A 24,480-nucleotide genomic window follows, 5' to 3' on the forward strand; every position below is an offset into this window, starting at 1 on the left:
TTAAAACGAAAACTGGTTCAACACATCACCCATGCCTTGCGACAAATCAGCAGCCTCTCGGCGCGCCAAGGCAGCGGCATCCCACAATTCAAAGTGCTCGCCCATCCCAAGCAGCATCACGTCACGTGTGAAGCCGGCAGCAGAGCGCAACTCAGGCGCAATCAAAATGCGTCCCGACCCATCAATTTCGACATCTTGGGCACTACCAAGCAACAACCGCTGTAGCGCGCGGGCCTGCATTGGGAAGGCCACAATTTGTTCGCGCTTAATTTCCCACTGCGCCCGGGGATAGACCAACAAGCAGCCATCGGGGTGCCGCGTAAGCGTTAGACAGCCTTGCGCCTGCTCGACCAGAGCATCGCGATGCCGGGTCGGGACATTGATCCGACCTTTCGCATCAAGCGTCAGCGCACTACTTCCTTGAAACACCCCATTTACCCCACTTAAATACACAAAAACCTACTTTTCACCACTCTAAGTGAATGATTGAGCTTGGTCAAGCGCAGAATGCATTTTTTTCAATAGGATCAAGGACTTAGATAGTTTTTTTGAAATATTTCAGAACTGAAATAATCAAATAAATCAACATATTGCATAATCAATTAAATGTTGATTATGAAGTGCAGGCATAGGGATAACCCGCATAAAATAGTTTGCAGTTAGGTGCAAGGCGAATCTATAGGCCGGATTCTGTAAACCCACTTGCGTGGGCTGGCAATCATTCCTCTGGGCAAATCATTGCTGAAGTGCTCTAGCCACCTACCCGCATACTCGGGCGAGCCGCCCAACGTGACACAAGGCCACACGTATGCCTATTTGGTGTTGCTCCGGATAGAGGTTGCCGCGTTTCACCCTGCAAAATTCAAGGCGCAAGCGCCTCGTGCACCACGGGAACACCGTGGAAGAGTACGCCTTTCAGCGCACCCCCCTTGCAGACTCGTCTCTGTGGCCCTAGTCCTCAAGCGTGAGTGGATTCGCATCCACCCACACTCGGACGGTCGTTAACCGTTATCCCGCTCTACGGAGTCCGGACCTTCCTCGATGCGATTAAGCACCGCGATTGCCCAATTCGCCTTGCATCGACATTGTACGGCGCATTACCTCATACCTTCCCACTGCGGACCGCGAAAACGTTAAGCACGCCGTCCTGCGACAATAGCGGTCTAACAACCCACTTCGTGCCTCGCACGCGCAACTTACATGTCGATTGCTCTGATTACGCTAAATGGCGTGCACCTCGCTTATGGCCATCACCCTCTTCTGGATGGTGCCGACCTCGCGATTCAAGCGAATGAACGGATTGGACTGATCGGGCGCAATGGTGCGGGGAAATCTTCACTGCTACGTTTGCTTGATGGTCGCAACCAACCAGATGACGGCGCGATCAATATCGCGGGTCATGTCCGTGTTGCAACGGTTGAGCAAGAACCCACTCTCGATGAAGCGCTCTCCATCGAGGAAACCGTCATGGGCGAATACGATCCAGACAGTGAAGACTGGGGTCGCGCCTCACGCGTGCGTGCGTTGATCGATAAGCTTGAGCTTGCGCCGGACGCACTAGTCGGCACCTTATCGGGCGGCATGCGTAAGCGCGTTGCACTTATCAGTGCCATCGCCAATGACCCAACGCTTCTGCTGCTAGACGAACCAACTAACCACTTAGATCTGGATGGTATCGCGTGGCTTGAAGCAACACTTAAGCAGTGGCCAGGCAGTGCCATCATCATCACACACGACCGGCGATTTCTGGATGCTGTGGCTACTCGTATCGTCGAGCTCGATCGCGGCCAGCTGTTGAGCTTCCCCGGAAACTTCACCGATTGGCAAGGACACAAAGCGCAATGGCTGGAGTCGCAGCGCCTCGAGAATGCACGTTTCGATAAGCTATTAGCGCAAGAAGAAGTGTGGATTCGCAAAGGGGTCGAAGCACGCAGAACACGCAATGAGGGTCGCGTCCGTCGTCTTGAGCGCCTGCGGGTAGAACGCGCAGATCGTCGCGAACGCCAAGGCAACGTTCAACTCGCTCTCGACGCAGGGCAGCGCTCTGGAAAACTTGTCGCCGAACTTGTCGACGTTAGCAAATCCTTTGGTGACCTCTGCGTTGTCAATCATTATTCGACCACAATTATGCGAGGTGATCGCATCGGGTTGATCGGCCCTAATGGCGCAGGCAAATCGACTCTGCTCAAACTCATCCTCGGCACAATCGAGCCAGATAGTGGCACAGTGAAACTCGGCACTAACCTGAGCGTCGCGTACTTCGATCAGATGCGCAGTCAGCTCGACGAAAACGCGACACTTGCCGAGGTGATTAACCCCGGAAGCGAATGGATTGAAATCGGCGGAACGCGCAAACATGTCATGAGTTACCTCGGTGATTTTTTATTTGCGCCTGCACGTGCCCAGTCGCCCGTTAAAAGTCTCTCTGGTGGCGAGCGCGCTCGCTTGTTGCTCGCACGATTATTCGCGCGGCCAGCAAATATTCTTGTGCTCGACGAACCAACCAATGATCTGGATATTGAAACACTCGAGCTCCTCGAAGAACTACTTCAAGACTATCCAGGAACAGTACTCCTCGTCAGCCACGATCGAACCTTTCTCGACAACGTCGTCACGCAAACGATCGCTAGCGAAGGGGATGGGAAATGGATGGATTATGTGGGAGGCTTTGTCGACTGGGAACGCCAACGCAAAGCACGCAAGCCTCGCCCGGCGATCGATCAAGTAAAAGCAGCGATAGACACGACGACGCCCAACACCAACAAGCCGAGCAGCGCGAGCCCAACAGCAAACAGCGCATCGGCTCGGCAACGGCCGAATAAACTAGCCCCCTGGGAAGCCAAGGAGCTCCAGGAGCTTCCGGCACTCATTCAAAGTCTCGAGGCCGAACAAGAGTCCTTGGTCGCGCAGCTCGGTGACAGCACGCTCTACAAAAACGACCCGGGTAAGTTCTCGGCCATCCAGGAGCAGCTCGCGCAGCTCGAAAGCGAGCTCGCCAAAAAATTCGAGCGCTGGGAAGCGCTCGAGGCGAAATCATTGGCGTGATGAGCACAGGCTGGCCTAAGCGCCTACCTGTCGACCATAGACCAAGGTAGGGACTCTCCGGCGGCGAGCGGCACAATGCTCTCATCACCGAAGGATAACTCTTGCGGAATAGCGAAAGGCTCTCGACGTAACGTGATCGTGCCTTGGTTGCGGGGCAAACCATAGAAATCTGGTCCACGTAGGCTCGCAAACGCCTCGAGCTTGTCAAGTTTGCCGACACGGTCGAAAGCTGTCGCGTACAACTCCATGGCGTGCAATGCCGTGTAGCAGCCTGCACAGCCACAGGCGTGCTCTTTTAAACCCTTGGCATGGGGTGCACTATCTGTCCCCAAGAAAAACCGCGGGCTATCGCTGGTGGCGGCTTCGACGAGGGCCAAACGATGCACTTCCCGCTTCAAAATAGGCAAGCAGTAATAATGCGGTCGCACCCCACCCTGAAAAATTGCATTACGGTTGTACAGCAGATGTTGTGCGGTGATCGTCGCAGCCACGGGTCCCTCTGCATCGCGCACGTACTCTGCACCGTCCTTGGTGGTGATGTGCTCAAACACAACAGGTAATGCAGGCAAGGCCTTGCGCAAGGGGATCATGACGCGGTCGATGAACAAGGCCTCACGATCAAAGACATCGACGAACGGATCCGTAACCTCCCCGTGCACCAACAAAGGCATCCCAACCCGCTGCATCGCCTCTAAGGCTGGTATGCAACGCCCGAGCAAATCCGTCACACCTGCGTCAGAATTGGTCGTCGCACCCGCGGGATACAGCTTGACCGCAAGCGCAGCCCCTGTCTCCTTGGCGCGCAATATTTCATCGGGAGTCGTATTGTCAGTCAAATACAACGTCATCAAAGGGGTGAAATCCTCTTTGGATACTCCAACCTCGGCCATCGCTTGCTCAATACGGGAGCGATAGGCTTGAGCCAACGCGACCGTGGTGACGGGAGGCTTGAGGTTAGGCATAACGATTGCACGTGCAAATTGCCGCGCTGTCGCACCGACGACAGAGGCGAGAACTGCGCCATCCCTCAGGTGCACATGCCAATCATCAGGCCTGACCATGGTTAATGTCTGTTGAGTCATGATTAATTTTCCAAAGGCATCGCGCGTTCAATAATCGAAGCAAACATAGCACTGCCGGCGGGGATCACCTCATCATTGAAGTCAAACCGTGAATTATGGAGCACACGACCTTGCTCTGCCCCGCCTTGCCCGAGGCGAAAGTATGCTCCGGGCACTTTTTTGAGCATAAACGAGAAATCCTCAGCACCCATCGAGGGGATGAGGTTCGCCACCACCTTATCTGCGCCAAACAAGTCCGTCGCCACCTGAGCCACAAATGCTGCATGCTCAGCGATGTTGATCGTCGCCGGGTAGTAGCGTCCGTAGGTAAATTCGGCTGTCGCACCAAACCCTTCGGCGATCGAATGAATCAAGCTACGCATCCGCGACTCGACCAAGGCTTGAACCGTATCACTAAAGGTGCGTACGGTCCCAACCAACCTGGCGGTGCCGGGGATCACGCTGGCAGCACCAGCATTACCAGCTTGAATATGGCCGAAAGAAATGACCGCAGACTCAACTGGGTGCACATTGCGCGACACGACCGTTTGTAGCGCCGTGACCATTTGCGCTGCCACAACGATCGGATCAATCGTTTGGTAGGGATGCGCGCCATGCCCGCCGCGCCCATTGATCACGATCTCAAACCGATCCGATGCCGCCATCATCGGGCCGGGATTTAGACCAATCACTCCTGCGGGTAAGGCCGGCCAATTGTGCAATGCATAGATCGCATCACAAGGGAAGCGCTCAAACAAGCCGTCGTCGACCATGGCTTGCGCTCCGCCCAAGCCCTCCTCGGCTGGTTGGAAAATCAGCACGGCAGTGCCATTGAAATTCCGGTTCTGCATCAAGTACTTTGCTGCACCAAGCAGAACAGTTGTGTGGCCGTCGTGGCCACAAGCATGCATCATTCCCGGAACGGTAGAGCAATACTCTGAGTTGCTGTCCTCGGCAATGGGGAGGGCATCCATGTCCGCACGCAGCCCAATCATCTTGCCCGAGTCAGTCTTTTGGCCGCGAATGACCCCAACAACCCCTGTTTTACCTATGCCACGATGCACCTCAATGCCCAGGGCCTCAAGCGCGCCGGCAACGATGCCGGAGGTCCGCACTTCCTGAAATCCTAGCTCGGGATTGGCATGCAAATCACGCCGCAGCGCTACAAGTTCTTGGTGGAATTTTTGTATCGAGGCTAGTGGTGAGCGTGGGTACATAGCGAAAACAATCCCGTTTGTCCTAGGAGAAATGAGTTTACATCGTAGACAAATTTGCGACATTTAGTATTATTTCGTCTAGGTTTCGACAAAATCTTTGTCTTTCCTGCGCAGAAGTATTATGCTGCGCCTGTTGTGCACATTAATCTGCCTCACTAGGAGAGCCCACATGGCCACCGCCAAAAAACCTGCTGCTAAGAAAGTTGCTGCTAAAAAACCAGCTGCCAAAAAAGTTGCTGCTAAAAAACCAGTCGCTAAAAAAGCTGCTGTGAAAAAAGTTGCCGCTAAGAAGCCAGTTGCTAAAAAAGCTGCTGTGAAGAAGGTTGCTGCGAAGAAAGTTGCTGCAAAGAAAGTTGCTGCGAAGAAGCCAGCTGCGAAGAAAGTTGCTCGCAAGCCTAACGCTGCTTTCATGAAAGCATTGACTCCTAGCGCAGTATTGGCCGCCGTCATTGGTGCAGCTGCAGTGCCACGCACAGAAGTCACAAAGAAGATTTGGGACTACATCAAGAAGCATGATCTGCAAGACGCCAAGAACCGTCGCAACATCAATGCCGATGACAAGCTCAAGCCTTTGTTCGGTAAGAATCAGGTTTCGATGTTTGAGTTGACCAAAATCGTTAGCGGTCACCTGAAATAAATCGATGCATGAATAAAAACGGCACCGTATTTACGGTGCCGTTTTTTTTATTTTCAAATGCCTTGTAATAAGACTCGCAAAGTCAGTGCATCAGACGGGGATGCGCCCTTCCAGCAAGGCCAGCCAACCCTTGATTAAACGGAAAACCGCCCAGATACCGGTGGCAATCACACCGACCCAACCAATGTAAATATAGGTGGCTAGACCGCTGACAGCTAATGCCAAGAGACCCCACCAAAATGTTTGCATCATCCAATCAAAGTGCGCTGCGTACACGGTACCAGCAGCGTCGGCACGCTTGATATACAACAACACGATTGCTGCGACAGTCGCTGCACCAAGCACACCTGCGCTCAGCAGCCCAATCGCGAACAAGCCGTACGCAACTTGTGTAATTACCCGCAAGTCAATCGGGGTAGGCTCTTGAGGAATGGGATTTGTCATGCTGTTTACTCCGTGAGGTACATAAAAGAATCTTACCCTAGGCAAGCCATGCCGACTAGCTTCGGGTTAGCGGCACTAGGCTAAAAAACTCGCACAAACCTGTCGCACAAAGACAAACCCCCAGACGCTTTAGCGACTGGGGGTTTGAGGGGTAAGAGCTTGACGATGTCCTACTTTCACAGACGTTAATCAACTATCATCGGCGCTAAGGTGTTTCACGGTCCTGTTCGGGATGGGAAGGGGTGGGACCACCTCGCTATGGTCATCAAGCGTAGCTTGTTGAACGCTCACGGCCCTGATGGGGCAGTGCTCGTTCCAATCTGGGAAGAAGCGCAACTGTGTTGCTGACCACTAGGACGAACCTAGGGGTGTTTTTGGTGTGTTTGTTTTTGAATACGGGTTGGATGTTTTGACTGCTCTGCGGCAATAACAATTTGTTATTGCGGCACTTCATTTATTTGAACGGCACTTAAACTCTACAACAATCAGGTCTTTAACCTGTAGGGTTATAGGATCAAGCCGCACGGGCAATTAGTATCAGTTAGCTTAACGCATTACTGCGCTTCCACACCTGACCTATCAACGTCCTGGTCTTGAACGACCCTTCAGGGGGCTCTAGGCCCCGGGATACCTAATCTTCAGACGAGTTTCCCGCTTAGATGCCTTCAGCGGTTATCTCTTCCGTACATAGCTACCCGGCAATGCCATTGGCATGACAACCGGTACACCAGAGGTACGTCCACTCCGGTCCTCTCGTACTAGGAGCAGGCTCCGTCAAGTATCCAACGCCCACGGCAGATAGGGACCAAACTGTCTCACGACGTTTTAAACCCAGCTCACGTACCTCTTTAAATGGCGAACAGCCATACCCTTGGGACCGGCTACAGCCCCAGGATGAGATGAGCCGACATCGAGGTGCCAAACACCGCCGTCGATATGAACTCTTGGGCGGTATCAGCCTGTTATCCCCAGAGTACCTTTTATCCGTTGAGCGATGGCCCTTCCATACAGAACCACCGGATCACTATGTCCTGCTTTCGCACCTGTTCGACTTGTCAGTCTCACAGTCAAGCACGCTTATGCCATTGCACTATCAGCACGATTTCCGACCGTACCTAGCGTACCTTCGAACTCCTCCGTTACACTTTGGGAGGAGACCGCCCCAGTCAAACTGCCCACCATGCACTGTCCCCGACCCGGATAACGGGCCAAGGTTAGAACCGCAAACAAACCAGGGTGGTATTTCAAGGTTGACTCCACGCGATCTGGCGACCACGCTTCAACGTCTCCCACCTATCCTACACAGGCCGGTTCACAGTCCAATGCAAAGCTACAGTAAAGGTTCATGGGGTCTTTCCGTCTAGCCGCGGGTAGATTGCATCATCACAAACACTTCAACTTCGCTGAGTCTCAGGAGGAGACAGTGTGGCCATCGTTACGCCATTCGTGCAGGTCGGAACTTACCCGACAAGGAATTTCGCTACCTTAGGACCGTTATAGTTACGGCCGCCGTTTACCGGGGCTTCGATCAAGAGCTTGCACCCCATCAATTAACCTTCCGGCACCGGGCAGGCGTCACACCCTATACGTCGACTTTCGTCTTAGCAGAGTGCTGTGTTTTTAATAAACAGTCGCAGCCACCGATTCTCTGCGGCCTCATCATGCTCCGGGCGCGAGCCCTTCACACTACCGAGGCATACCTTCTCCCGAAGTTACGGTATCAATTTGCCGAGTTCCTTCTCCTGAGTTCTCTCAAGCGCCTTGGAATATTCATCCCGTCCACCTGTGTCGGTTTGCGGTACGGTCTTGTATGGCTGAAGCTTAGAGGCTTTTCTTGGAACCACTTCCAGTTACTACGCGAACAAGTTCGCTCGTGCCACACCCTTGAATTACGCGCCCGGATTTACCTAAACGCCTTCTCCAATGCAGCAACAGGGACATCCAACACCCTGATAACCTTCCGCAATCCGTCCCCCCATCGCACCATACAATGGTGCTGGAATATTAACCAGCTTCCCATCAGCTACGCATCTCTGCCTCACCTTAGGGGCCGACTCACCCTGCGCCGATGAACGTTGCGCAGGAAACCTTGGACTTACGGCGAGGGGGCTTTTCACCCCCTTTATCGCTACTCATGTCAGCATTCGCACTTCCGATACCTCCAGCAGCCTTTACAAGCTACCTTCGCAGGCTTACGGAACGCTCTCCTACCGCGTGCAATAAATTGCACACCCGCAGCTTCGGTCTATCGCTTAGCCCCGTTACATCTTCCGCGCAGGACGACTCGATCAGTGAGCTATTACGCTTTCTTTAAAGGATGGCTGCTTCTAAGCCAACCTCCTGACTGTCTATGCCTTCCCACTTCGTTTCCCACTTAGCGATAGTTTGGGACCTTAGCTGGCGGTCTGGGTTGTTTCCCTCTTGAGTCCGGACGTTAGCACCCGGTGCTCTGTCTCCCACGCTGTACTTGCCGGTATTCGGAGTTTGCCATGGTTTGGTAAGTCGCCATGACCCCCTAGCCATAACAGTGCTCTACCCCCGGCAGTAATACGTGAGGCGCTACCTAAATAGCTTTCGGAGAGAACCAGCTATCTCCAGGTTTGTTTAGCCTTTCACCCCTATCCACAGCTCATCCCCTAATTTTTCAACATTAGTGGGTTCGGTCCTTCAGCACGTGTTACCGTGCCTTCAACCTGGCCATGGATAGATCACCTGGTTTCGGGTCTACACCCAGCGACTAGACGCCCTATTCGGACTCGCTTTCGCTACGCCTTCCCTATTCGGTTAAGCTTGCCACTGAATGTAAGTCGCTGACCCATTATACAAAAGGTACGCAGTCACCCCTTGCGAGGCTCCTACTGTTTGTATGCATACGGTTTCAGGATCTATTTCACTCCCCTTCCGGGGTTCTTTTCGCCTTTCCCTCACGGTACTTGTTCACTATCGGTCGATCACGAGTATTTAGCCTTGGAGGATGGTCCCCCCATCTTCAGACAGGATTACACGTGTCCCGCCCTACTTATCGTACGCTTAGTTCCACCGCCGCAATTTCGTCTACAGGGCTATCACCTGCTATGGCTGGGCTTTCCATCCCATTCAACTATTGCAACAGCTAAAACGTACAGGCTCTTCCGATTTCGCTCGCCACTACTTTCGGAATCTCGGTTGATTTCTTTTCCTCGAGCTACTGAGATGTTTCAGTTCGCTCGGTTCGCCTCCTCAGACCTATGTATTCAGTCTGGGATACCGCTTGCGCGGTGGGTTTCCCCATTCGGACATCTACGGATCAATGCTTGTTTGCCAGCTCCCCGTAGCTTTTCGCAGGCTACCACGCCCTTCTTCGCCTGTGATCGCCAAGGCATCCACCATATGCACTTAGTCGCTTGATCCTATAACCATATAGGCTATAAGACGCTGATTTACTTGTAGCGTTTGTGCCGTTCTTCATCTTTGGCACCCTATCTCATCAACCACCAGGCTCTTACACCCAACAGCCAACTCAATAGAGCTTGAGAATTGAACAAATTACTATGCAATCACAACCCGTTATTCGTGACACACAACACTTTTACATGCCGCGCACCACCAAAAACTTTTCGTTGTGCTTCTTCCAGATTGTTAAAGAACAAGGTAAATCTATTAGGCACAAGGCCTAACTCTTAATACACACTACCTTCTCGTCAATCACCTCAACTCCCTAGGTGTCTGCACGTGTGCACTAAGAGTTAGACTCTATCCGCTCTCTGTCTTTTCTTCCCACCAGTCGTTGGTGGAGGATGACGGGATCGAACCGACGACCCCCTGCTTGCAAAGCAGGTGCTCTCCCAGCTGAGCTAATCCCCCAGATACCCCATGTTGTGGTGGGTCTGGTTGGACTCGAACCAACGACCCCCGCCTTATCAAGACGGTGCTCTAACCAGCTGAGCTACAGACCCGGCCGACTCGGCGAGCGTAGCAGTTACCCGTAAACAGGCCTCCACTACTCCACTACTGCTGCACTACCACTGCTCATGCGCAAGCTTCTCACGCACGACCTAATACCCTTGCTTCTTCATTCAAACAACCGATAAGTGTGAGCGCTACGACACGCCTAGACGCTGCTCTGAAAGGAGGTGATCCAGCCGCACCTTCCGATACGGCTACCTTGTTACGACTTCACCCCAGTCATGAACCCCACCGTGGTAATCGCCCCCCTTGCGGTTAGGCTAACTACTTCTGGTGAAACCCACTCCCATGGTGTGACGGGCGGTGTGTACAAGACCCGGGAACGTATTCACCGCGACATGCTGATCCGCGATTACTAGCGATTCCGACTTCACGTAGTCGAGTTGCAGACTACGATCCGGACTACGATCGGGTTTCTGGGATTGGCTCCCCCTCGCGGGTTGGCGACCCTCTGTCCCGACCATTGTATGACGTGTGAAGCCCTACCCATAAGGGCCATGAGGACTTGACGTCATCCCCACCTTCCTCCGGTTTGTCACCGGCAGTCTCATTAGAGTGCCCTTTCGTAGCAACTAATGACAAGGGTTGCGCTCGTTGCGGGACTTAACCCAACATCTCACGACACGAGCTGACGACAGCCATGCAGCACCTGTGTTCCGGTTCTCTTGCGAGCACTCCCAAATCTCTTCGGGATTCCAGACATGTCAAGGGTAGGTAAGGTTTTTCGCGTTGCATCGAATTAATCCACATCATCCACCGCTTGTGCGGGTCCCCGTCAATTCCTTTGAGTTTTAATCTTGCGACCGTACTCCCCAGGCGGTCAACTTCACGCGTTAGCTGCGCTACTAAGGCCCGAAGGCCCCAACAGCTAGTTGACATCGTTTAGGGCGTGGACTACCAGGGTATCTAATCCTGTTTGCTCCCCACGCTTTCGTGCATGAGCGTCAGTATTATCCCAGGGGGCTGCCTTCGCCATCGGTGTTCCTCCGCATATCTACGCATTTCACTGCTACACGCGGAATTCCACCCCCCTCTGACATACTCTAGCTCGGTAGTTAAAAGTGCAGTTCCAAGGTTAAGCCCTGGGATTTCACACCTTTCTTTCCGAACCGCCTGCGCACGCTTTACGCCCAGTAATTCCGATTAACGCTTGCACCCTACGTATTACCGCGGCTGCTGGCACGTAGTTAGCCGGTGCTTATTCTGCAGGTACCGTCATCCACACAGAGTGTTAATCCATGCGATTTCTTTCCTGCCAAAAGTGCTTTACAACCCGAAGGCCTTCATCGCACACGCGGAATGGCTGGATCAGGGTTTCCCCCATTGTCCAAAATTCCCCACTGCTGCCTCCCGTAGGAGTCTGGGCCGTGTCTCAGTCCCAGTGTGGCTGGTCGTCCTCTCAAACCAGCTACGGATCGTCGCCTTGGTGAGCCTTTACCTCACCAACTAGCTAATCCGATATCGGCCGCTCCAATAGTGAGAGGTCTTTCGATCCCCCCCTTTCCCCCGTAGGGCGTATGCGGTATTAGCTACTCTTTCGAGTAGTTATCCCCCGCTACTGGGCACGTTCCGATACATTACTCACCCGTTCGCCACTCGCCGCCAGACCGAAGTCCGCGCTGCCGTTCGACTTGCATGTGTAAGGCATCCCGCTAGCGTTCAATCTGAGCCAGGATCAAACTCTTCAGTTTAATCTCTGTATAAATCGTATTTCCATGACCCAAGCCAAAGCTCGGGCCGGTTATACGTCGCTGCTCAAAGGAAGTGACTTCGTTTTATCTCCAGGCTTTAACACCCAGAGACATTACTATTTCACTTCAAGTGAGCACTTGATTTCGTTTGCAATCACAGCAGCCTGTTACAGCTGTGTGACCTGCGCTACGCGTATCAAGCGCCCACACTTATCGGTTGTCAAATTTTTAAAGAACAAGGTACCGCTTGCATAAAGCTGAAGATCAGCTAAATGCAGCAAATCTGTAGGTATTCGGGAATTAAATGGTCTTAAAAGACCAGATCACCACGGCTGCTACTGACTGCTTTTACTTACTTTCTTTGCTTTGTTAGAAGCAGAGAAACGAGATTATGAAGGGATTTTTTTGCCCTGTCAAGTTTAGCGACCGAATTAACTGCAAGAGCCCCTAGGATTTGAGGCGAGCCGCAAACCGCTTACGAAATTTTTGAACTTTGGGTGCCACTACCATCTGACAGTAGCCCTGCTCCGGATGCAGTGCGAAGTAATTGTCGTGATAAGCCTCGGCAGGCCAGAAGGTGGCAGCGGGCCTGAGTTCAGTGCAGATTGGAGCGGCGAACTCACCCGAAACATTCAGCTCGCTAATTACTGCAGCTGCCATTTCGCGCTGAGCAACATCCTGCCAGAAAATAGCAGACTGATACTGGGGCCCAACGTCATTGCCTTGGCGGCCAGGTGTTGTGGGATCGTGAATGGCAAACAGCACTTCAAGCAAATCCTTGTAACTGATTTGCGTCGGGTCAAAGTCGATTTTCACCACCTCGATATGACCTGTTTGCTTGGTGCAAACCTGCTCATAACTTGGATTATCCACAGCGCCGCCACAATAGCCCGACTGCGCGCTGTGCACACCATGTAGCGCAGCGAAGACCGCCTCGACACACCAAAAACAGCCCCCACCAAACACGGCACTTTGCATTTCAACAGGAGTTGAGCTCATCTAATTCGCCTATGACTGATATGTTGTGTGCGACTAAGGCCGCAAAGAAATAATCCACTGCGCTAACCGCTGGGCATCCTGCTCATTGACCTGAGACTGAGCAGGCATCGGGACCGCACCCCAGCGCCCTTTCCCGCCTTTCCTAATCGCTGTGCTGAGATACTCCTCTGCGTTGGCCTGTCCAGCGTATCGTTGCGCAATCGCCGTAAAGGAAGGGCCTACGCGCTTAGCATCTACTTGATGACAACCCATACAGGTCTTGGCCTTCGCAAGCGCCAAGCCATCAGGCGTAGCCTGTGCGTGGGCAAAGCCTGCGTAAAGCAAACCCAAACCGAGACTGGCGCAAATGGCGCGCCAGCCTCTTCGCTGGGCAGCCATTCGCATCACTTATCGAACGCGTCCGTCACAGCGCCGCGACTTGCGGTGCTGGCAAGATGACCGAACTTGGCAAGTACGCCGCGTGTATAGCGGGGAGCGGGTTGCTTCCACAACTTGCGACGCTGCTCGATCTCCGCATCCGCGACGTTGAGTTGCAACAGCTGTTTGTGTGCATCAATCGTGATGGAGTCACCCTCTTTAATCAGGCCAATGAGGCCTCCGACATAAGCCTCGGGAGCAACGTGCCCAACCACCATGCCCCATGTACCGCCCGAGAATCGGCCATCCGTAATCAAACCTACCGTCTCGCCCAAACCCTGCCCCACGAGCGCCGAGGTGGGCGCAAGCATCTCGCGCATTCCAGGTCCACCCTTGGGGCCCTCGTAACGAATCACAACGATATCGCCATGCGTGATCTTACGGTCCATGATCGCTGTCATCGCATCATCTTCCGAATCAAAGACGCGCGCCGGTCCAGTGATAACCGGATTCTTAAGCCCGGTAATTTTGGCTACAGAGCCTTCAGGCGATAGATTGCCCTTCAGGATGGCGAGGTGGCCTTGCTCGTACATCGCATTTTTGATCGTGCGAATCACGTGCTGGCCCGCTGGCGGCTCATTCGGAACGTCTTTGAGCGTCTCGGCAATCGTTTTGCCGGTAATCGTCATGCAGTCGCCATGTAACAGACCTGCATTCAACAAAATCTTCATGACCTGCGGAATTCCGCCTGCGCGATGCAGATCCACAGTCAGGAACTGGCCTGATGGTTTTAAATCGCACAGGACTGGCACACGCTTGCGAACGGTCTCGAAGTCGTCAATCGTCCAGGGCACCTCTGCAGCGTGCGCAATAGCCAAGAAGTGCAGAACGGCGTTGGTAGATCCACCAATCGCCATAATGACCGACACCGCATTCTCGATGGACTTGCGCGTAATAATGTCGCGTGGCTTACGCCCCTTGCGCACGGCGTCGACCAACACGCGCGCAGCTTCAGCAGCATTGGCAATTGCCTCTTGATCTTCATTGGCTAAGGTGCTGGAGTAAGGCAACGCCATGCCCATCGCTTCGAATGACGAGCTCATCGTGTTGGCCGTGTACATTCCACCGCAAGAGCCCGAACCAGGAATTGCCTTTTGTTCGATCGCTTTGAAATCCTCGGTACTCATGCGCCCCATCGTGAACTCACCCACGGCTTCGAACACCGAAACGATATTCAAGTCGCGACCTTTATGTGAGCCTGGCTTGATTGTGCCGCCGTAAACATAGATCCCGGGCACATTTATGCGCGCAATACCGATCATCCCGCCTGGCATGTTTTTGTCGCAACCGCCGACTACAACAACACCATCCATCCATTGGCCCTGCACTGCCGTCTCGATACAGTCGGCAATAACTTCCCGCGAAACGAGCGAGTACTTCATGCCCTCGGTTCCCATGGACATCCCATCAGAGATCGTGGGCGTGCCGAAAACCTGCGGGTTCGCTTTAGCCTCGCGCACCGCGGCAATCGCGGCATCAACAAGCGGCTGCAAGCCACTATTACAAGGTGTGATGGTGGAATGTCCGTTCGCCACACCAATCATGGGGTTGGCGAAATCAGTTTCTTTGTAGCCCATGCCGTAGTACATCGAGCGGTTGGGCGCGCGCGTCACGCCTTCAGTAATGTGCTTAGAACGTTCGTTATTTGCCATGTGTAAATACCTGTTAGTGAAGATTTCAGCGGTTATTATCGGACATCTTTTACTTGGTGGGGCGCCATGCTGCAATTCCCAACGATCGACCCCGTAGCAATTCGCCTCGGGCCACTCGCCATACACTGGTATGGCTTGATGTACCTAGTCGCGTTTGGATCTGCCTGGCTGCTTGGACGCTGGCGTATATCTCACCACAAAACCACGCTCAACGCTCGCGACCTTGAAGACATTATTTTTTATGGGGTATTGTCAGTCGTTCTAGGCGGGCGCCTAGGATATGTCCTGTTTTACAAGCCCGTCTACTACCTTTCCCATCCGCTTGAAGTTTTCTACGTCTGGGAAGGCGGGATGTCTTTTCATGGCGGCCTTCTTGGCGTGCTGGTCATGATGTTTCTGCTGGCTCGAGCACGTGGCTACACGTTTTTTTTAGTGGCGGACTTTGTCGCGACCCTCATCCCACTTGGTTTAGCCGTTGGAAGGCTTGGAAATTTCATCAATGGGGAACTGTGGGGAAGGCCAAGTGAGGTGCCTTGGGCAATGGTGTTTCCACAGAGTGGCGACGGCTTGGCCAGACACCCCTCTCAACTTTATCAATTTGGCTTAGAAGGCCTCGCTTTATTTGCCCTCGTGTGGTGGTTTGCCAACAAAACTCGCCCCACTGGCCAAATCAGCGCTGTATTTCTGATTGGCTACGGGACATTGCGATTTGCCGCTGAATTTGCGCGTGAGCCGGACAGTTTTTTGGGGCTGCTCAGCCTTGGACTAAGTATGGGGCAGTGGCTATGTCTGCCAATGATCGGCGCCGGGGTTCTTTTGTTTTTTTGGACTCGACGCAAGCAGTCACGCTAGCAAACAAGTAAGGATTGCGACAAGCCGCGAAAATAAACAAAAGGGCCTGCCAAATTGGGCAGACCCTTTTACTGTAGATGCCCCGCTCGTGCCGTTCAGGCCGGCATCTCGAACCTAGGGTTCAAGTTGGCCGCGATCTGCCTGACTTCGAGCGCATCTGACTAGAGACGCGCATTCCCGTCGGGCTATCCCACAACCTATGTATGCCAAAGCATTGGTTCAGAGAATATATGACCTGGTCACGAACACAGCAGGGACAAACTGGAAATAATTGGCGTTTACTTTACTTTGCCGGGGCCGGAGGCAGCCAAGGCCGCATCAAGCATTAAGTTCATGTCATCAATTCTACGCTTGAAGTCTCCTACCGCCAAGCCACCGAGCGGACCATCTGGCGCGCGCACGGACAAGAGCTCGACCGCAACCTGTATTGCAGCCATGACGGCGATTCGCTCATTTCCTGAAACCTTTCCCGTTCCTTGAATACGCCCAGCCAACTGGCTGATGTGCTGCGCAGCAGCAGTAAGCGAAGCTTTTTCTTCCGCCGGGCACGCCAAGGAATACTCTCGGCCAAGAATAGAAATATCAACGCGCTCCATTAACGTGGCTCCTCAGGTTGCGCGGCGCCTGGTAAGCGCTCGAGCACCGCCTCAATACGCTGACGCGCCTCGACCGTTGCCTCGCGCAAGGTATTAACCTCTTGATCGCGCGACTCCAATTGCGCCTGTAAGGCAGTGTGCTCTTGCTTGAACAAATCGAGAGACCCTTGCAGCGAAGCCTTCTCACTGGCAAACGAGTCCACTTTTTTGTGGAGGACCTTGGCCTCCGTTCCCTCTAGATCCAGCTTCGCTTTTAATGCGTCGCGTTCAGACTGAACCTGCGCCAATTGAGATTGAAGGTTTTTTTGGTCAGCGACGAGCTGCTGCGTCAGGGCAACAAGCTTCGTTAAGCGTGCGGATAGGTTATCGAGATCGTCAAGCATATCGCTATCGTAAAGCAAATTTACGATTCTCAAAATCTGAATCTGACAAATTCACTTAAAAATGTAAGCTAGCATTCAGAAAACTATGCTACGCAATAAAAACCTTTCAATCTGATTACGAAAAAGTAGGGAATTAAGTGCTTTTTCTTTAAGAAGAGCTCGTTCCGGGGTCCGTCTAGGGAAAACCCCATCGCATAAACCTCCTTTTTTGATTTGCTTTGCGCAGACAGTCCATTACCATGCACTCCGTACTAGCAGCGTGCAAGAAAATTAATCGCAACGCTAGTGGGCTTAACGTGCGCCCAGCGCACCCATCGTTTCAACAAAATAATTATTAGCAGCGCAGTCAAGGAGCTACTTACCATGCAGCTTAGAAATAAACAGGATTTTTGGTCGGGGGTGATGTTTATCATCCTAGGCCTCGCCTTCGCCTGGAAAGCGACCAGTTACTCAATGGGCACAGCCGCTCGAATGGGGCCAGGTTACTTCCCCTACTGGCTTGGCGTCATTATGGCTGGCTTAGGCGCAATTGTTTTGCTCAACTCGTTGCGCAAAAAGGCTGAGAAAACTGAAATCGCCAAATTTGATTTCAAAATTCTCGCCATCATCTGCGTCTCCGTTCTGGCCTTTGCCGTGATGCTCCGCCCGTTAGGACTGTTGCTTTCAATCATGGCCGTGGTGCTGATCAGCAGTACCGCAGGCCACGACCACAACTGGAAGACCACCATCATCAACGCTGTGTGTTTGACCGTGATGTGCTGGGCTGCCTTTGTGAAAGGCCTCAAGCTGGTATTCCCCATTTGGCCCGCCTTTCTCGGTATGAACTAAGGAGCACCTGTTCATGGACTTACTTAACAACTTAATGATCGGTTTCGGTGTGGCATTCACACCAGAAAACCTGACATACGCACTAGTCGGCTGTTTACTCGGCACGCTGGTGGGCGTTCTTCCTGGTCTCGGCCCGGTTCCGACTATCGCGATGCTGTTGCCAATTACTTATGTGCTGCCACCGATCGCTGGTCTGATCATGTTGGCTGGTATTTACTACGGTACGCAGTACGGCGGTTCAACAACAGCCATTCTGGTGAACCTGCCAGGAGAAACCTCTTCTGTTGTGACCGTGCTTGACGGCCATGCCATGGCGAAGAATGGCCGCGCTGGCGCAGCGCTCGCGATCGCCGGCATGGGCTCCTTCTTTGCCGGATCCGTTGCCACAATGCTCATCGCAGCATTTGCTCCCCCGCTTGCAGAGTTGGCGTTCAAGTTTGGCCCTGCCGAGTACTTCTCACTGATGGTTCTAGGCTTGGTCGGCGCTGTCGTGCTCGCTTCGGGCTCACTGCTCAAAGCAATTTGCATGATCTTGTTGGGTCTGCTGCTAGGGATGGTCGGCACAGACGTGAACTCAGGCGTTGCCCGCTATGACTTCGGCATCCCTGAACTGCAAGACGGTATTGGCTTTGCGATCGTGGCCATGGGCGTATTCGGTTTTGCCGAAATCATGACCAACCTCGAGCTCAAAGAGAATCGGGTTGAACTTGATGCCAAGATCGGCTCACTCTATCCAAACAAGCAAGAGTTCCAAGAATCGTGGCCTGCCGTTGTACGTGGTACAGCCATCGGCTCCTTGCTTGGCATTTTGCCTGGCGGCGGCGCTGTGCTGTCATCGTTTGCTGCGTACACGGTAGAAAAGAAGCTCTCGAAGAATCCCGAGCGTTTTGGCAAAGGCCACCCTGCTGGTTTGGCTGGTCCTGAAGCCGCGAACAACGCTGGCGCACAGACATCGTTCATCCCATTGCTGACACTAGGTATTCCTAGCAACGCCGTGATGGCGCTGATGGTCGGTGCAATGACCATTCACAATATTCAGCCTGGTCCTCAGGTGATGACAAGCCACCCACAGCTGTTCTGGGGTCTGATCGCCTCGATGTGGATTGGTAACCTGATGCTGATCGTGCTGAACCTGCCCCTGATCGGGATCTGGGTAAAGCTGCTGAAAGTGCCTTACCGCATTTTGTTCCCGGCTATTTTGGTGTTTTGTACGATTGGTGTCTATTCGCTGAGCTACAACACGTTCGATATTGTCGTGACGGTAATCTTCGGCATCATTGGTTATCTGTGGTCCAAACTGAAATGCGAAGGTGCACCACTGTTGCTCGGTTTGGTTCTAGGCCCACTGATGGAAGAAAACTTCCGTCGCGCCTTGCTCTTGTCACGCGGTAACTTCATGACCTTCCTGGATCGTCCGCTGTCCGCATCGCTGTTGGGTGTTGCCGCCCTGTTGGTCGTGATCGTGGCCCTGCCATCGATCAAGAAGAAGCGCGAAGAAGCCTTCGTGGAAGACTGATCCATGCCTAGCATCAACAGCAAAACGTACGAAGCCTCATCCCCCCGCAAAGTCGCGTTTCTGGGCTTAGGGGTGATGGGACTGCCGATGGCTGGTCATCTGGCCAAGGCAGGGCATCACGTGACGGTCTATAACCGAAATGCACAAAAGGCCCAGGCTTGGGTAGCTGAGTTTGGTGGGCGCGCTTGCGCGACACCTCGCGAAGCTGCCTCGGGGGCCGAGATTGTGTTTTCGTGCGTTGGGAACGATGACGATCTGCGTAGCGTCGTGCTCGGCGAAAACGGTGCGTTTGCCGGCATGCAGGCAGGCGCCACTTACGTTGACCACACGACAGCTTCCGCTTCTGTGGCGCGCGAGCTACATGCCATCGCCAAACAGAAGTCGGTGCGCTTCATTGATGCCCCAGTTTCTGGTGGACAGGCTGGTGCAATCAATGGCATGTTGACTGTGATGTGCGGTGGTGATGCAGCAGAGTTTGCCGCAGTTCGCGATGTCATTGCAACGATGGCACGAGCTGTCACACTCGTGGGGCCAGTGGGTGCAGGTCAGCTCGCCAAAATGGTGAATCAGATCTGTATCGCCGGCGTGGTGCAAGGTTTAGCCGAGGGTGTTGCCTTTGGGGAAGCTGCCGGTTTAGATATGAAACAAGTCCTGGACGTCATCAGCAAAGGTGCCGCTCAGAGCTGGCAGATGGAAAATCGGGGCAGTACCATGGTGGATGATAAATTCGACTTTGGTTTCGCGGTTGACTGGATGCGCAAGGACCTGAACTTGGCGATGGACGAAGCCCGTCGTAATGGTGCGCGCCTGCCTGTCACCGCTTTAGTGGACCAGTTTTACGCGGATGTTCAAAAGATGGGTGGTAATCGCTGGGATACCTCAAGCTTGCTGAAGCGGCTTCGGTAATTCAGTTGATTGTCATGAAAAACGGCGCTTCAAAGCGCCGTTTTTATTTCCAAGACTACTCCCTCAGCTTCTGGCCGCGTATCTTGCCCGCGTTTAAAAATGAAAGTAGCCAACTCATTAAGCGCAAGCGTGTAGACATCTCGTTTAAATTCAATGACATCATCGAGCGATACCCAGTAATGGCTCCAGCGCCAAGCGTCGAACTCTGGATGCGGGGTGGCGCGCAATTGAACATCATGGTCGCGCCCAAGCATTCGCAGCAAAAACCAGATCTGTTTTTGCCCTCGATAATGCCCCCGCGATTCGCGCCGAATAAAGGTATCCGGCACGTCGTAGCGCAACCACTCACGTGTGCGTCCCAAAATTCGGACCTGGTCAGGTTTTAAGCCGACCTCTTCATGCAGTTCGCGAAACATGGCTTGTACCGGGCTCTCGCCCTGCTTAATGCCACCTTGGGGGAACTGCCAAGCATGTTCCCGAATGCGCTTACCCCAGAAGACCTCGTTTTTTTGATTAACAAGGATGATTCCAACATTAGGACGGTAGCCTTCGCGATCAAGCATGGCCACTCCCAACGAATTCAATACAATTGCATTTGATTATACGTATCTGTCGGCAATTTTGCCCCAATAAAATTTATCGGTCTTTCATGCGCGCCTCAGCCTTTCATATCACCACCCTCAAAGAAGCCCCAAACGATGCAGAGATCACAAGCCATCGCCTCATGATGCGCTCGGGCATGATCCGCAAACTTGCAGGGGGCATCTACAACTACATGCCGCTAGGTCTGAGGGTGATCCGCAAGGTCGAGCACATCATCCGTCAAGAAATGGATGCGGCTGGCGCCCTTGAATTGCTGATGCCCGTGGTACAGCCCGCTGAGTTGTGGATGGAGTCAGGGCGCTGGGAACAATACGGGCCGGAGCTGTTGCGCATGAAAGATCGCCATGGTCGCGACTTTGTCCTGCAGCCAACCTCAGAAGAGGTCATCACCGACATCGCCCGCAACGAGATACAAAGCTGGCGCCAACTCCCGGTCAACTTCTACCATATCCAAACAAAATTTCGCGACGAACGACGCCCACGCTTTGGCGTGATGCGCGGCCGCGAATTCACGATGAAGGACGCCTATTCCTTTGATCGCGATGTGGCCAGCGCCCAAAAAAGTTATCAAGTCATGTTCGATGCGTACATGAAGATCTTCTCACGCATGGGCTTAACGTTCAGGGCCGTCTCGGCCGACACCGGCTCGATCGGCGGCTCGCAAAGCCATGAGTTTCAAGTGATTGCCGATATTGGTGAAGATTTGATCGTGTACGACCCTGCCTCGAGCTACGCGGCCAATATCGAACTGGCACCAGCGCCCTGCCTGCTGACCCAGCGTCAAGCCGCCTCGGCACCCCTAACCCCAACGCCCACGCCAGGGGCTGCAAAATGTGAGGCCGTGGCAGAACTCCTAGGCACCCCACTTTCCCAGACCGTCAAATCTATCGTGCTGGCCACCGATCCAGAAAAAGGCCCTGCTCAAGTCTGGCTCCTGCTACTGCGCGGTGATCACGAGCTCAATGAAATCAAAACAGGTAAGGTTCCTGGCTTGAATAAGGGCTTTCGCTTTGCGACTGAAGCGGAAATTATTGAACACTTCGGCTGCAAACCGGGCTATCTTGGCCCAGTAAAAATGGTCAAACCTGTCAAAGTCATCGCCGACTTAACTGTCGCGAATATGCACAACTTTATTTGCGGCGCCAACCAGGAAGATTTCCACCTCACAGGCGTCAATTGGGCACGCGATCTCCCCGAACCCGACCTCATTACAGACCTGCGTAACGTGGTCGAAGGCGACCAAGCGCCAGACGGCAAAGGCACCCTAGCCATTCAACGTGGCATCGAAGTGGGCCATGTCTTTTACCTCGGCACAAAGTACTCAGAGGCCTTGAAGGCTACCTTCCTCGACGAAGGTGGCAAGCCCGCTCTGATGGAGATGGGCTGTTACGGGATTGGTGTTACCCGCATTGTGGGAGCTGCAATCGAACAGAACCATGACGCCAAAGGTATTGTCTGGCCGCGTGCCATTGCGCCTTTTGAGGTTGCGATCTGCGCGGTCGGTTGGGGCAAGAGCCAGGCGGTACGTGACGCTGCAGAAGCCCTTTATGCCGAACTGAAGGCCAAAGGGGTGGACGTCATCCTAGACGATCGCGACCTTCGTCCGGGCATTATGTTTGCCGAATGGGAACTGATTGGCCCGCCCGTGCGTATCACCGTTGGCGAGCGCGGACTCAACGACGGCGTGATCGAGCTGCTTGGCCGCAAACAAACGGAGGCCGCACGGGTCCCGTTGTCGGACTGTTGCACCCAAACGCTTGCCTTGCTTGAGACCTATTGATGCAACACAGCTTTGACGTGCGGGTTTACTACGAAGACACAGACATGGGCGGTGTCGTGTTTTACGCCAACTACCTCAAGTTTATGGAGCGCGGGCGCACTGAATGGCTACGAGCTCTTGGTGTCAATCAATTTGAGCTAGCGCAGACTGAACAGCGAATGTTCATGGTAGCCAAGCTTGATATCAAGTATCTTTTACCGGCTAAGCTCGACGATTTGCTACAAATTGAAAGCGAAGTGACACGACTAGGCCGTGCTTCGTTACACTTCAGGCAATCGATTCGTAGGCAAGGGGAACTCTTGACGCAAGGGAACATCCAAGTTTGCTGTGTAGAAACAGTTAACATGCGAATCGCTGCGATTCCGGAATCGATTCACACAAAATTTGCTGCAATTACTCGGGACTAAGTGATGCCAACACCTTCAGATATGTCAATGCTCTCGCTGGTACTGAACGCCAGTATTCCCGTTCAGTTCATCATGTTATTGCTCATTGTCATCTCGATCGCCTCTTGGACATTTATTTTTGCCAAGCGCTCCACCATCAAAAAGGCATTAATACAAACGCGTCGCTTTGAAGACGACTTCTGGTCCGGTGGCGATTTAGCCTTGCTGCACCAGTCCATTTCCACCCGCCGTGCAGAGCAAGGCGCACTGGCACGCATCTTTGACAGTGGCATGACCGAATTCCTCAAAGGACGTCGTGCAGGCGCTGGTGCCGAAAACACTGCCAGCCTTGATGGTGCCCGACGCGCAATGCGTGCCGCTTTCCAGCGCGAAATGGATGAACTCGAGTCGCACCTGAACTTTCTAGCCTCTGCTGGCTCGGTTAGCCCCTATATCGGTCTGCTCGGTACAGTTTGGGGCATCATGCACGCCTTTGTTGGTCTTGCAAACGTACAACAAGCCACTCTCGCTTCCGTCGCGCCAGGTATTGCCGAGGCCCTGATTGCCACGGCTATCGGTCTCTTCGCAGCAATTCCAGCGGTCGTTGCGTACAACCGCTATACCCACGACATCGATCGCCTGTCGATCCGCTTCGAGACCTTTGTCGATGAGTTCTTGAACATCTTGCAACGACAGGTGCGCTAATGTCCTCCGTCCGCTCAAGCTCTGGGCGCCCAGGCCGACGTCTGAAAAACGAAATCAACGTCGTGCCATACATCGATGTGATGTTGGTACTACTCGTGATTTTTATGGTGACTGCACCGCTTATTACACCTGGGGTGATTGAATTGCCCTCGGTGGGACAAGCCGCCAACGTGCCAGTCACTCCAATTGAAATCCAAATCACCGAGGACGGGAAGCTATCTTGGCGCAAACGTGAACCGGGCGCCGTCAATGTGCCCGTAGAGCGCAGCGCGCTCGCACAGACAATTTTGTCTGAGCTCAAACCCGATCAACCTGTTGTGATCGCAGCCGATGGCAAAGTGCCCTACGAATCCGTCATGAAAGTCATGGACGATTTGCGTAAAAATGGCGTGACTAAGCTCGGCTTGCTTGTCGACCAAAAAAGTGACGCGCCCGCACCAAACGCAAAGCCAACAGGCAAACCCGCCAACAGACGATGAAAAGGACTCTCGCACACAAGCCTCGAGCCTGTTGCACCACCCATGACGCCACGTAAAGCTTCGCCTGTTAGCGGCCCCATGTTGCCGCCCAAACAAACGCTGGATATACGCGCGTTTGGCTGGGCTTTGCTTGCGCACCTCGTGCTTGTTTTGTTGCTCGTAGTTGGCCTTAATTGGAAGACAGAAGCTGAGGGCCCGATGCAAATTCAGTTATGGGCCGACGGCAATAGCCCAGTGAACCCTCCCCCCCAACCACCCGCTAAATCTGAGCCCAAGCCAGAACCAACGCCGGCGCCTGAGCCCACTCCTGCGCCCCCGCCGCCCCCCCCGCCCCCTAC

Annotated in this window: 20 protein-coding genes, 2 tRNA genes, 3 rRNA genes, 2 other RNA genes and 1 pseudogene; 11 read left to right on the top strand and 17 right to left on the bottom strand. The window is 53.5% G+C overall.

Annotated features, from left to right (window positions below; translation table 11 throughout):
- Positions 1 to 429 (bottom strand): division/cell wall cluster transcriptional repressor MraZ, encoded by a 429-nt coding sequence (mraZ, locus tag KZZ10_RS14205; protein WP_259662172.1) that lies wholly within the window; start codon positions 427 to 429, stop codon positions 1 to 3.
- Between the two features lie 234 nt (positions 430 to 663).
- Positions 664 to 1,076: RNase P RNA component class A (gene rnpB, locus KZZ10_RS14210), an RNA gene on the bottom strand.
- A 124-nt stretch (positions 1,077 to 1,200) separates the two neighbouring features.
- Between rnpB and KZZ10_RS14215 the strand changes: the two genes are divergently transcribed.
- A complete protein-coding gene (locus KZZ10_RS14215; RefSeq protein ID WP_259662173.1) occupies positions 1,201 to 3,045 on the top strand; it encodes an ATP-binding cassette domain-containing protein in 1,845 nt (614 codons plus the stop codon).
- A gap of 23 nt (positions 3,046 to 3,068) precedes the next feature.
- Here the strand turns inward: KZZ10_RS14215 and pyrC are convergent, their stop codons facing one another.
- Together pyrC and KZZ10_RS14225 are read right to left on the bottom strand one after the other, a co-directional pair.
- Positions 3,069 to 4,127 (bottom strand): dihydroorotase, encoded by a 1,059-nt coding sequence (gene pyrC, locus KZZ10_RS14220; RefSeq protein WP_259662174.1) that lies wholly within the window; start codon positions 4,125 to 4,127, stop codon positions 3,069 to 3,071.
- A gap of 2 nt (positions 4,128 to 4,129) precedes the next feature.
- Positions 4,130 to 5,323, bottom strand: a complete 1,194-nt coding sequence (locus tag KZZ10_RS14225) for a M20 aminoacylase family protein (RefSeq protein ID WP_259662175.1) — start codon at positions 5,321 to 5,323, stop codon at positions 4,130 to 4,132.
- 169 nt (positions 5,324 to 5,492) lie between these two features.
- Here KZZ10_RS14225 and KZZ10_RS14230 point away from each other — a divergent pair, with 169 nt between their 5' ends.
- Positions 5,493 to 5,960 carry an SWIB/MDM2 domain-containing protein gene (locus KZZ10_RS14230; protein WP_259662176.1) on the top strand — a complete coding sequence of 156 codons (468 nt, stop codon included), beginning with the start codon at positions 5,493 to 5,495 and terminating at the stop codon, positions 5,958 to 5,960.
- Positions 5,961 to 6,050: 90 nt separating this feature from the next.
- Here KZZ10_RS14230 and KZZ10_RS14235 read toward each other — a convergent pair whose 3' ends face one another.
- The 9 genes from KZZ10_RS14235 to ilvD all read right to left on the bottom strand — a co-directional run bounded on the left by KZZ10_RS14235 (position 6,051) and on the right by ilvD (position 15,108).
- Entirely contained in the window at positions 6,051 to 6,404 is a 354-nt protein-coding gene (locus KZZ10_RS14235; protein WP_259662177.1) for a DUF4870 family protein, read from the bottom strand.
- Between the two features lie 157 nt (positions 6,405 to 6,561).
- Positions 6,562 to 6,674 (bottom strand): 5S ribosomal RNA (gene rrf / locus KZZ10_RS14240).
- Positions 6,675 to 6,914: 240 nt separating this feature from the next.
- A 23S ribosomal RNA gene (locus KZZ10_RS14245) occupies positions 6,915 to 9,793 on the bottom strand.
- A gap of 378 nt (positions 9,794 to 10,171) precedes the next feature.
- A tRNA-Ala gene (locus tag KZZ10_RS14250) sits at positions 10,172 to 10,247 on the bottom strand.
- A 15-nt stretch (positions 10,248 to 10,262) separates the two neighbouring features.
- A tRNA-Ile gene (locus KZZ10_RS14255) sits at positions 10,263 to 10,339 on the bottom strand.
- A 170-nt stretch (positions 10,340 to 10,509) separates the two neighbouring features.
- Positions 10,510 to 12,040 (bottom strand): 16S ribosomal RNA (locus KZZ10_RS14260).
- The 16S, 23S and 5S rRNA genes sit together here with 2 tRNA genes alongside, the layout of an rRNA operon.
- A 447-nt stretch (positions 12,041 to 12,487) precedes the next feature.
- The gene (msrA, locus tag KZZ10_RS14265) at positions 12,488 to 13,039 is read right to left on the bottom strand and encodes a peptide-methionine (S)-S-oxide reductase MsrA (RefSeq protein ID WP_259662178.1); all 552 of its coding nucleotides are present in this window, start codon (positions 13,037 to 13,039) and stop codon (positions 12,488 to 12,490) included.
- Positions 13,040 to 13,072: 33 nt separating this feature from the next.
- Complete coding sequence (locus KZZ10_RS14270) at positions 13,073 to 13,417, bottom strand: c-type cytochrome (protein ID WP_259662179.1); 345 nt, start codon at positions 13,415 to 13,417, stop codon at positions 13,073 to 13,075.
- A 5-nt stretch (positions 13,418 to 13,422) separates the two neighbouring features.
- On the bottom strand, positions 13,423 to 15,108 hold the full coding sequence (gene ilvD, locus KZZ10_RS14275; protein ID WP_259662180.1) for a dihydroxy-acid dehydratase: 1,686 nt from the start codon (positions 15,106 to 15,108) through the stop codon (positions 13,423 to 13,425).
- 66 nt (positions 15,109 to 15,174) lie between these two features.
- Between ilvD and lgt the strand changes: the two genes are divergently transcribed.
- Positions 15,175 to 15,960 carry a prolipoprotein diacylglyceryl transferase gene (gene lgt / locus KZZ10_RS14280; RefSeq protein WP_259662181.1) on the top strand — a complete coding sequence of 262 codons (786 nt, stop codon included), beginning with the start codon at positions 15,175 to 15,177 and terminating at the stop codon, positions 15,958 to 15,960.
- Between the two features lie 75 nt (positions 15,961 to 16,035).
- Here the strand turns inward: lgt and ssrS are convergent.
- From ssrS to KZZ10_RS14295, 3 genes are all read right to left on the bottom strand, one after another.
- Positions 16,036 to 16,220: non-coding RNA, 6S RNA (gene ssrS / locus KZZ10_RS14285), on the bottom strand.
- Between the two features lie 18 nt (positions 16,221 to 16,238).
- The gene (locus KZZ10_RS14290; RefSeq protein WP_259662182.1) at positions 16,239 to 16,556 is read right to left on the bottom strand and encodes a cell division protein ZapA; all 318 of its coding nucleotides are present in this window, start codon (positions 16,554 to 16,556) and stop codon (positions 16,239 to 16,241) included.
- Complete coding sequence (locus tag KZZ10_RS14295; RefSeq protein ID WP_259662183.1) at positions 16,556 to 16,939, bottom strand: hypothetical protein; 384 nt, start codon at positions 16,937 to 16,939, stop codon at positions 16,556 to 16,558. Before KZZ10_RS14295 ends, KZZ10_RS14290 begins: the two co-directional genes overlap by 1 nt.
- Before the next feature lie 363 nt (positions 16,940 to 17,302).
- Between KZZ10_RS14295 and KZZ10_RS14300 the strand changes: the two genes are divergently transcribed.
- Genes KZZ10_RS14300 through KZZ10_RS14310 form a run of 3 tightly spaced genes read left to right on the top strand, consistent with a single transcriptional unit; the run spans position 17,303 to position 20,189 of the window.
- Positions 17,303 to 17,767: a tripartite tricarboxylate transporter TctB family protein gene (locus tag KZZ10_RS14300; protein WP_259662184.1), complete on the top strand. Its 465-nt coding sequence runs from the start codon at positions 17,303 to 17,305 to the stop codon at positions 17,765 to 17,767.
- A 13-nt stretch (positions 17,768 to 17,780) separates the two neighbouring features.
- Entirely contained in the window at positions 17,781 to 19,283 is a 1,503-nt protein-coding gene (locus tag KZZ10_RS14305) for a tripartite tricarboxylate transporter permease (protein ID WP_259662185.1), read from the top strand.
- Positions 19,284 to 19,286: 3 nt separating this feature from the next.
- Positions 19,287 to 20,189 (top strand): NAD(P)-dependent oxidoreductase, encoded by a 903-nt coding sequence (locus KZZ10_RS14310; RefSeq protein ID WP_259662186.1) that lies wholly within the window; start codon positions 19,287 to 19,289, stop codon positions 20,187 to 20,189.
- Positions 20,190 to 20,218: 29 nt separating this feature from the next.
- Here the strand turns inward: KZZ10_RS14310 and KZZ10_RS14315 are convergent, their stop codons facing one another.
- Positions 20,219 to 20,752 carry an RNA pyrophosphohydrolase gene (locus tag KZZ10_RS14315; protein WP_311133558.1) on the bottom strand — a complete coding sequence of 178 codons (534 nt, stop codon included), beginning with the start codon at positions 20,750 to 20,752 and terminating at the stop codon, positions 20,219 to 20,221.
- 86 nt (positions 20,753 to 20,838) lie between these two features.
- Here KZZ10_RS14315 and KZZ10_RS14320 point away from each other — a divergent pair, with 86 nt between their 5' ends.
- The 5 genes and pseudogenes from KZZ10_RS14320 to KZZ10_RS14340 form a co-directional block, all read left to right on the top strand.
- On the top strand, positions 20,839 to 22,572 hold the full coding sequence (locus tag KZZ10_RS14320) for a proline--tRNA ligase (protein ID WP_259662187.1): 1,734 nt from the start codon (positions 20,839 to 20,841) through the stop codon (positions 22,570 to 22,572).
- Positions 22,572 to 22,979, top strand: a complete 408-nt coding sequence (gene ybgC / locus KZZ10_RS14325; RefSeq protein WP_259662188.1) for a tol-pal system-associated acyl-CoA thioesterase — start codon at positions 22,572 to 22,574, stop codon at positions 22,977 to 22,979. The genes KZZ10_RS14320 and ybgC overlap by 1 nt, the downstream gene beginning before the upstream one ends.
- A 3-nt stretch (positions 22,980 to 22,982) precedes the next feature.
- Positions 22,983 to 23,663 (top strand): protein TolQ, encoded by a 681-nt coding sequence (gene tolQ / locus KZZ10_RS14330; RefSeq protein WP_259662189.1) that lies wholly within the window; start codon positions 22,983 to 22,985, stop codon positions 23,661 to 23,663.
- A complete protein-coding gene (gene tolR, locus KZZ10_RS14335; RefSeq protein ID WP_259662190.1) occupies positions 23,663 to 24,142 on the top strand; it encodes a protein TolR in 480 nt (159 codons plus the stop codon). Before tolQ ends, tolR begins: the two co-directional genes overlap by 1 nt.
- A gap of 42 nt (positions 24,143 to 24,184) precedes the next feature.
- Positions 24,185 to 24,480: pseudogene (locus KZZ10_RS14340) on the top strand (cell envelope integrity protein TolA); the annotation flags it as partial.

Source organism: Zwartia hollandica (genome assembly GCF_019923725.1).
In the GTDB taxonomy this organism is placed as follows: Bacteria; Pseudomonadota; Gammaproteobacteria; order Burkholderiales; family Burkholderiaceae_B; genus Zwartia; species Zwartia hollandica.

Bases quoted from the DNA above. Each gene is read 5' to 3' on its own strand.
- KZZ10_RS14230 (WP_259662176.1), top strand. From the start codon at position 5,493: ATGGCCACCGCCAAAAAACCTGCTGCTAAGAAAGTTGCTGCTAAAAAA.
- tolQ (WP_259662189.1), top strand. From the start codon at position 22,983: ATGCCAACACCTTCAGATATGTCAATGCTCTCGCTGGTACTGAACGCC.
- ilvD (WP_259662180.1), bottom strand. From the start codon at position 15,108: ATGGCAAATAACGAACGTTCTAAGCACATTACTGAAGGCGTGACGCGC.
- lgt (WP_259662181.1), top strand. From the start codon at position 15,175: ATGCTGCAATTCCCAACGATCGACCCCGTAGCAATTCGCCTCGGGCCA.
- pyrC (WP_259662174.1), bottom strand. From the start codon at position 4,127: ATGACTCAACAGACATTAACCATGGTCAGGCCTGATGATTGGCATGTG.
- tolR (WP_259662190.1), top strand. From the start codon at position 23,663: ATGTCCTCCGTCCGCTCAAGCTCTGGGCGCCCAGGCCGACGTCTGAAA.
- KZZ10_RS14225 (WP_259662175.1), bottom strand. From the start codon at position 5,323: ATGTACCCACGCTCACCACTAGCCTCGATACAAAAATTCCACCAAGAA.
- KZZ10_RS14310 (WP_259662186.1), top strand. From the start codon at position 19,287: ATGCCTAGCATCAACAGCAAAACGTACGAAGCCTCATCCCCCCGCAAA.
- ybgC (WP_259662188.1), top strand. From the start codon at position 22,572: ATGCAACACAGCTTTGACGTGCGGGTTTACTACGAAGACACAGACATG.
- KZZ10_RS14215 (WP_259662173.1), top strand. From the start codon at position 1,201: ATGTCGATTGCTCTGATTACGCTAAATGGCGTGCACCTCGCTTATGGC.
- KZZ10_RS14270 (WP_259662179.1), bottom strand. From the start codon at position 13,417: ATGGCTGCCCAGCGAAGAGGCTGGCGCGCCATTTGCGCCAGTCTCGGT.
- msrA (WP_259662178.1), bottom strand. From the start codon at position 13,039: ATGAGCTCAACTCCTGTTGAAATGCAAAGTGCCGTGTTTGGTGGGGGC.
- KZZ10_RS14320 (WP_259662187.1), top strand. From the start codon at position 20,839: ATGCGCGCCTCAGCCTTTCATATCACCACCCTCAAAGAAGCCCCAAAC.
- KZZ10_RS14315 (WP_311133558.1), bottom strand. From the start codon at position 20,752: ATGCTTGATCGCGAAGGCTACCGTCCTAATGTTGGAATCATCCTTGTT.
- KZZ10_RS14305 (WP_259662185.1), top strand. From the start codon at position 17,781: ATGGACTTACTTAACAACTTAATGATCGGTTTCGGTGTGGCATTCACA.
- KZZ10_RS14235 (WP_259662177.1), bottom strand. From the start codon at position 6,404: ATGACAAATCCCATTCCTCAAGAGCCTACCCCGATTGACTTGCGGGTA.
- KZZ10_RS14295 (WP_259662183.1), bottom strand. From the start codon at position 16,939: ATGCTTGACGATCTCGATAACCTATCCGCACGCTTAACGAAGCTTGTT.
- KZZ10_RS14290 (WP_259662182.1), bottom strand. From the start codon at position 16,556: ATGGAGCGCGTTGATATTTCTATTCTTGGCCGAGAGTATTCCTTGGCG.
- KZZ10_RS14300 (WP_259662184.1), top strand. From the start codon at position 17,303: ATGCAGCTTAGAAATAAACAGGATTTTTGGTCGGGGGTGATGTTTATC.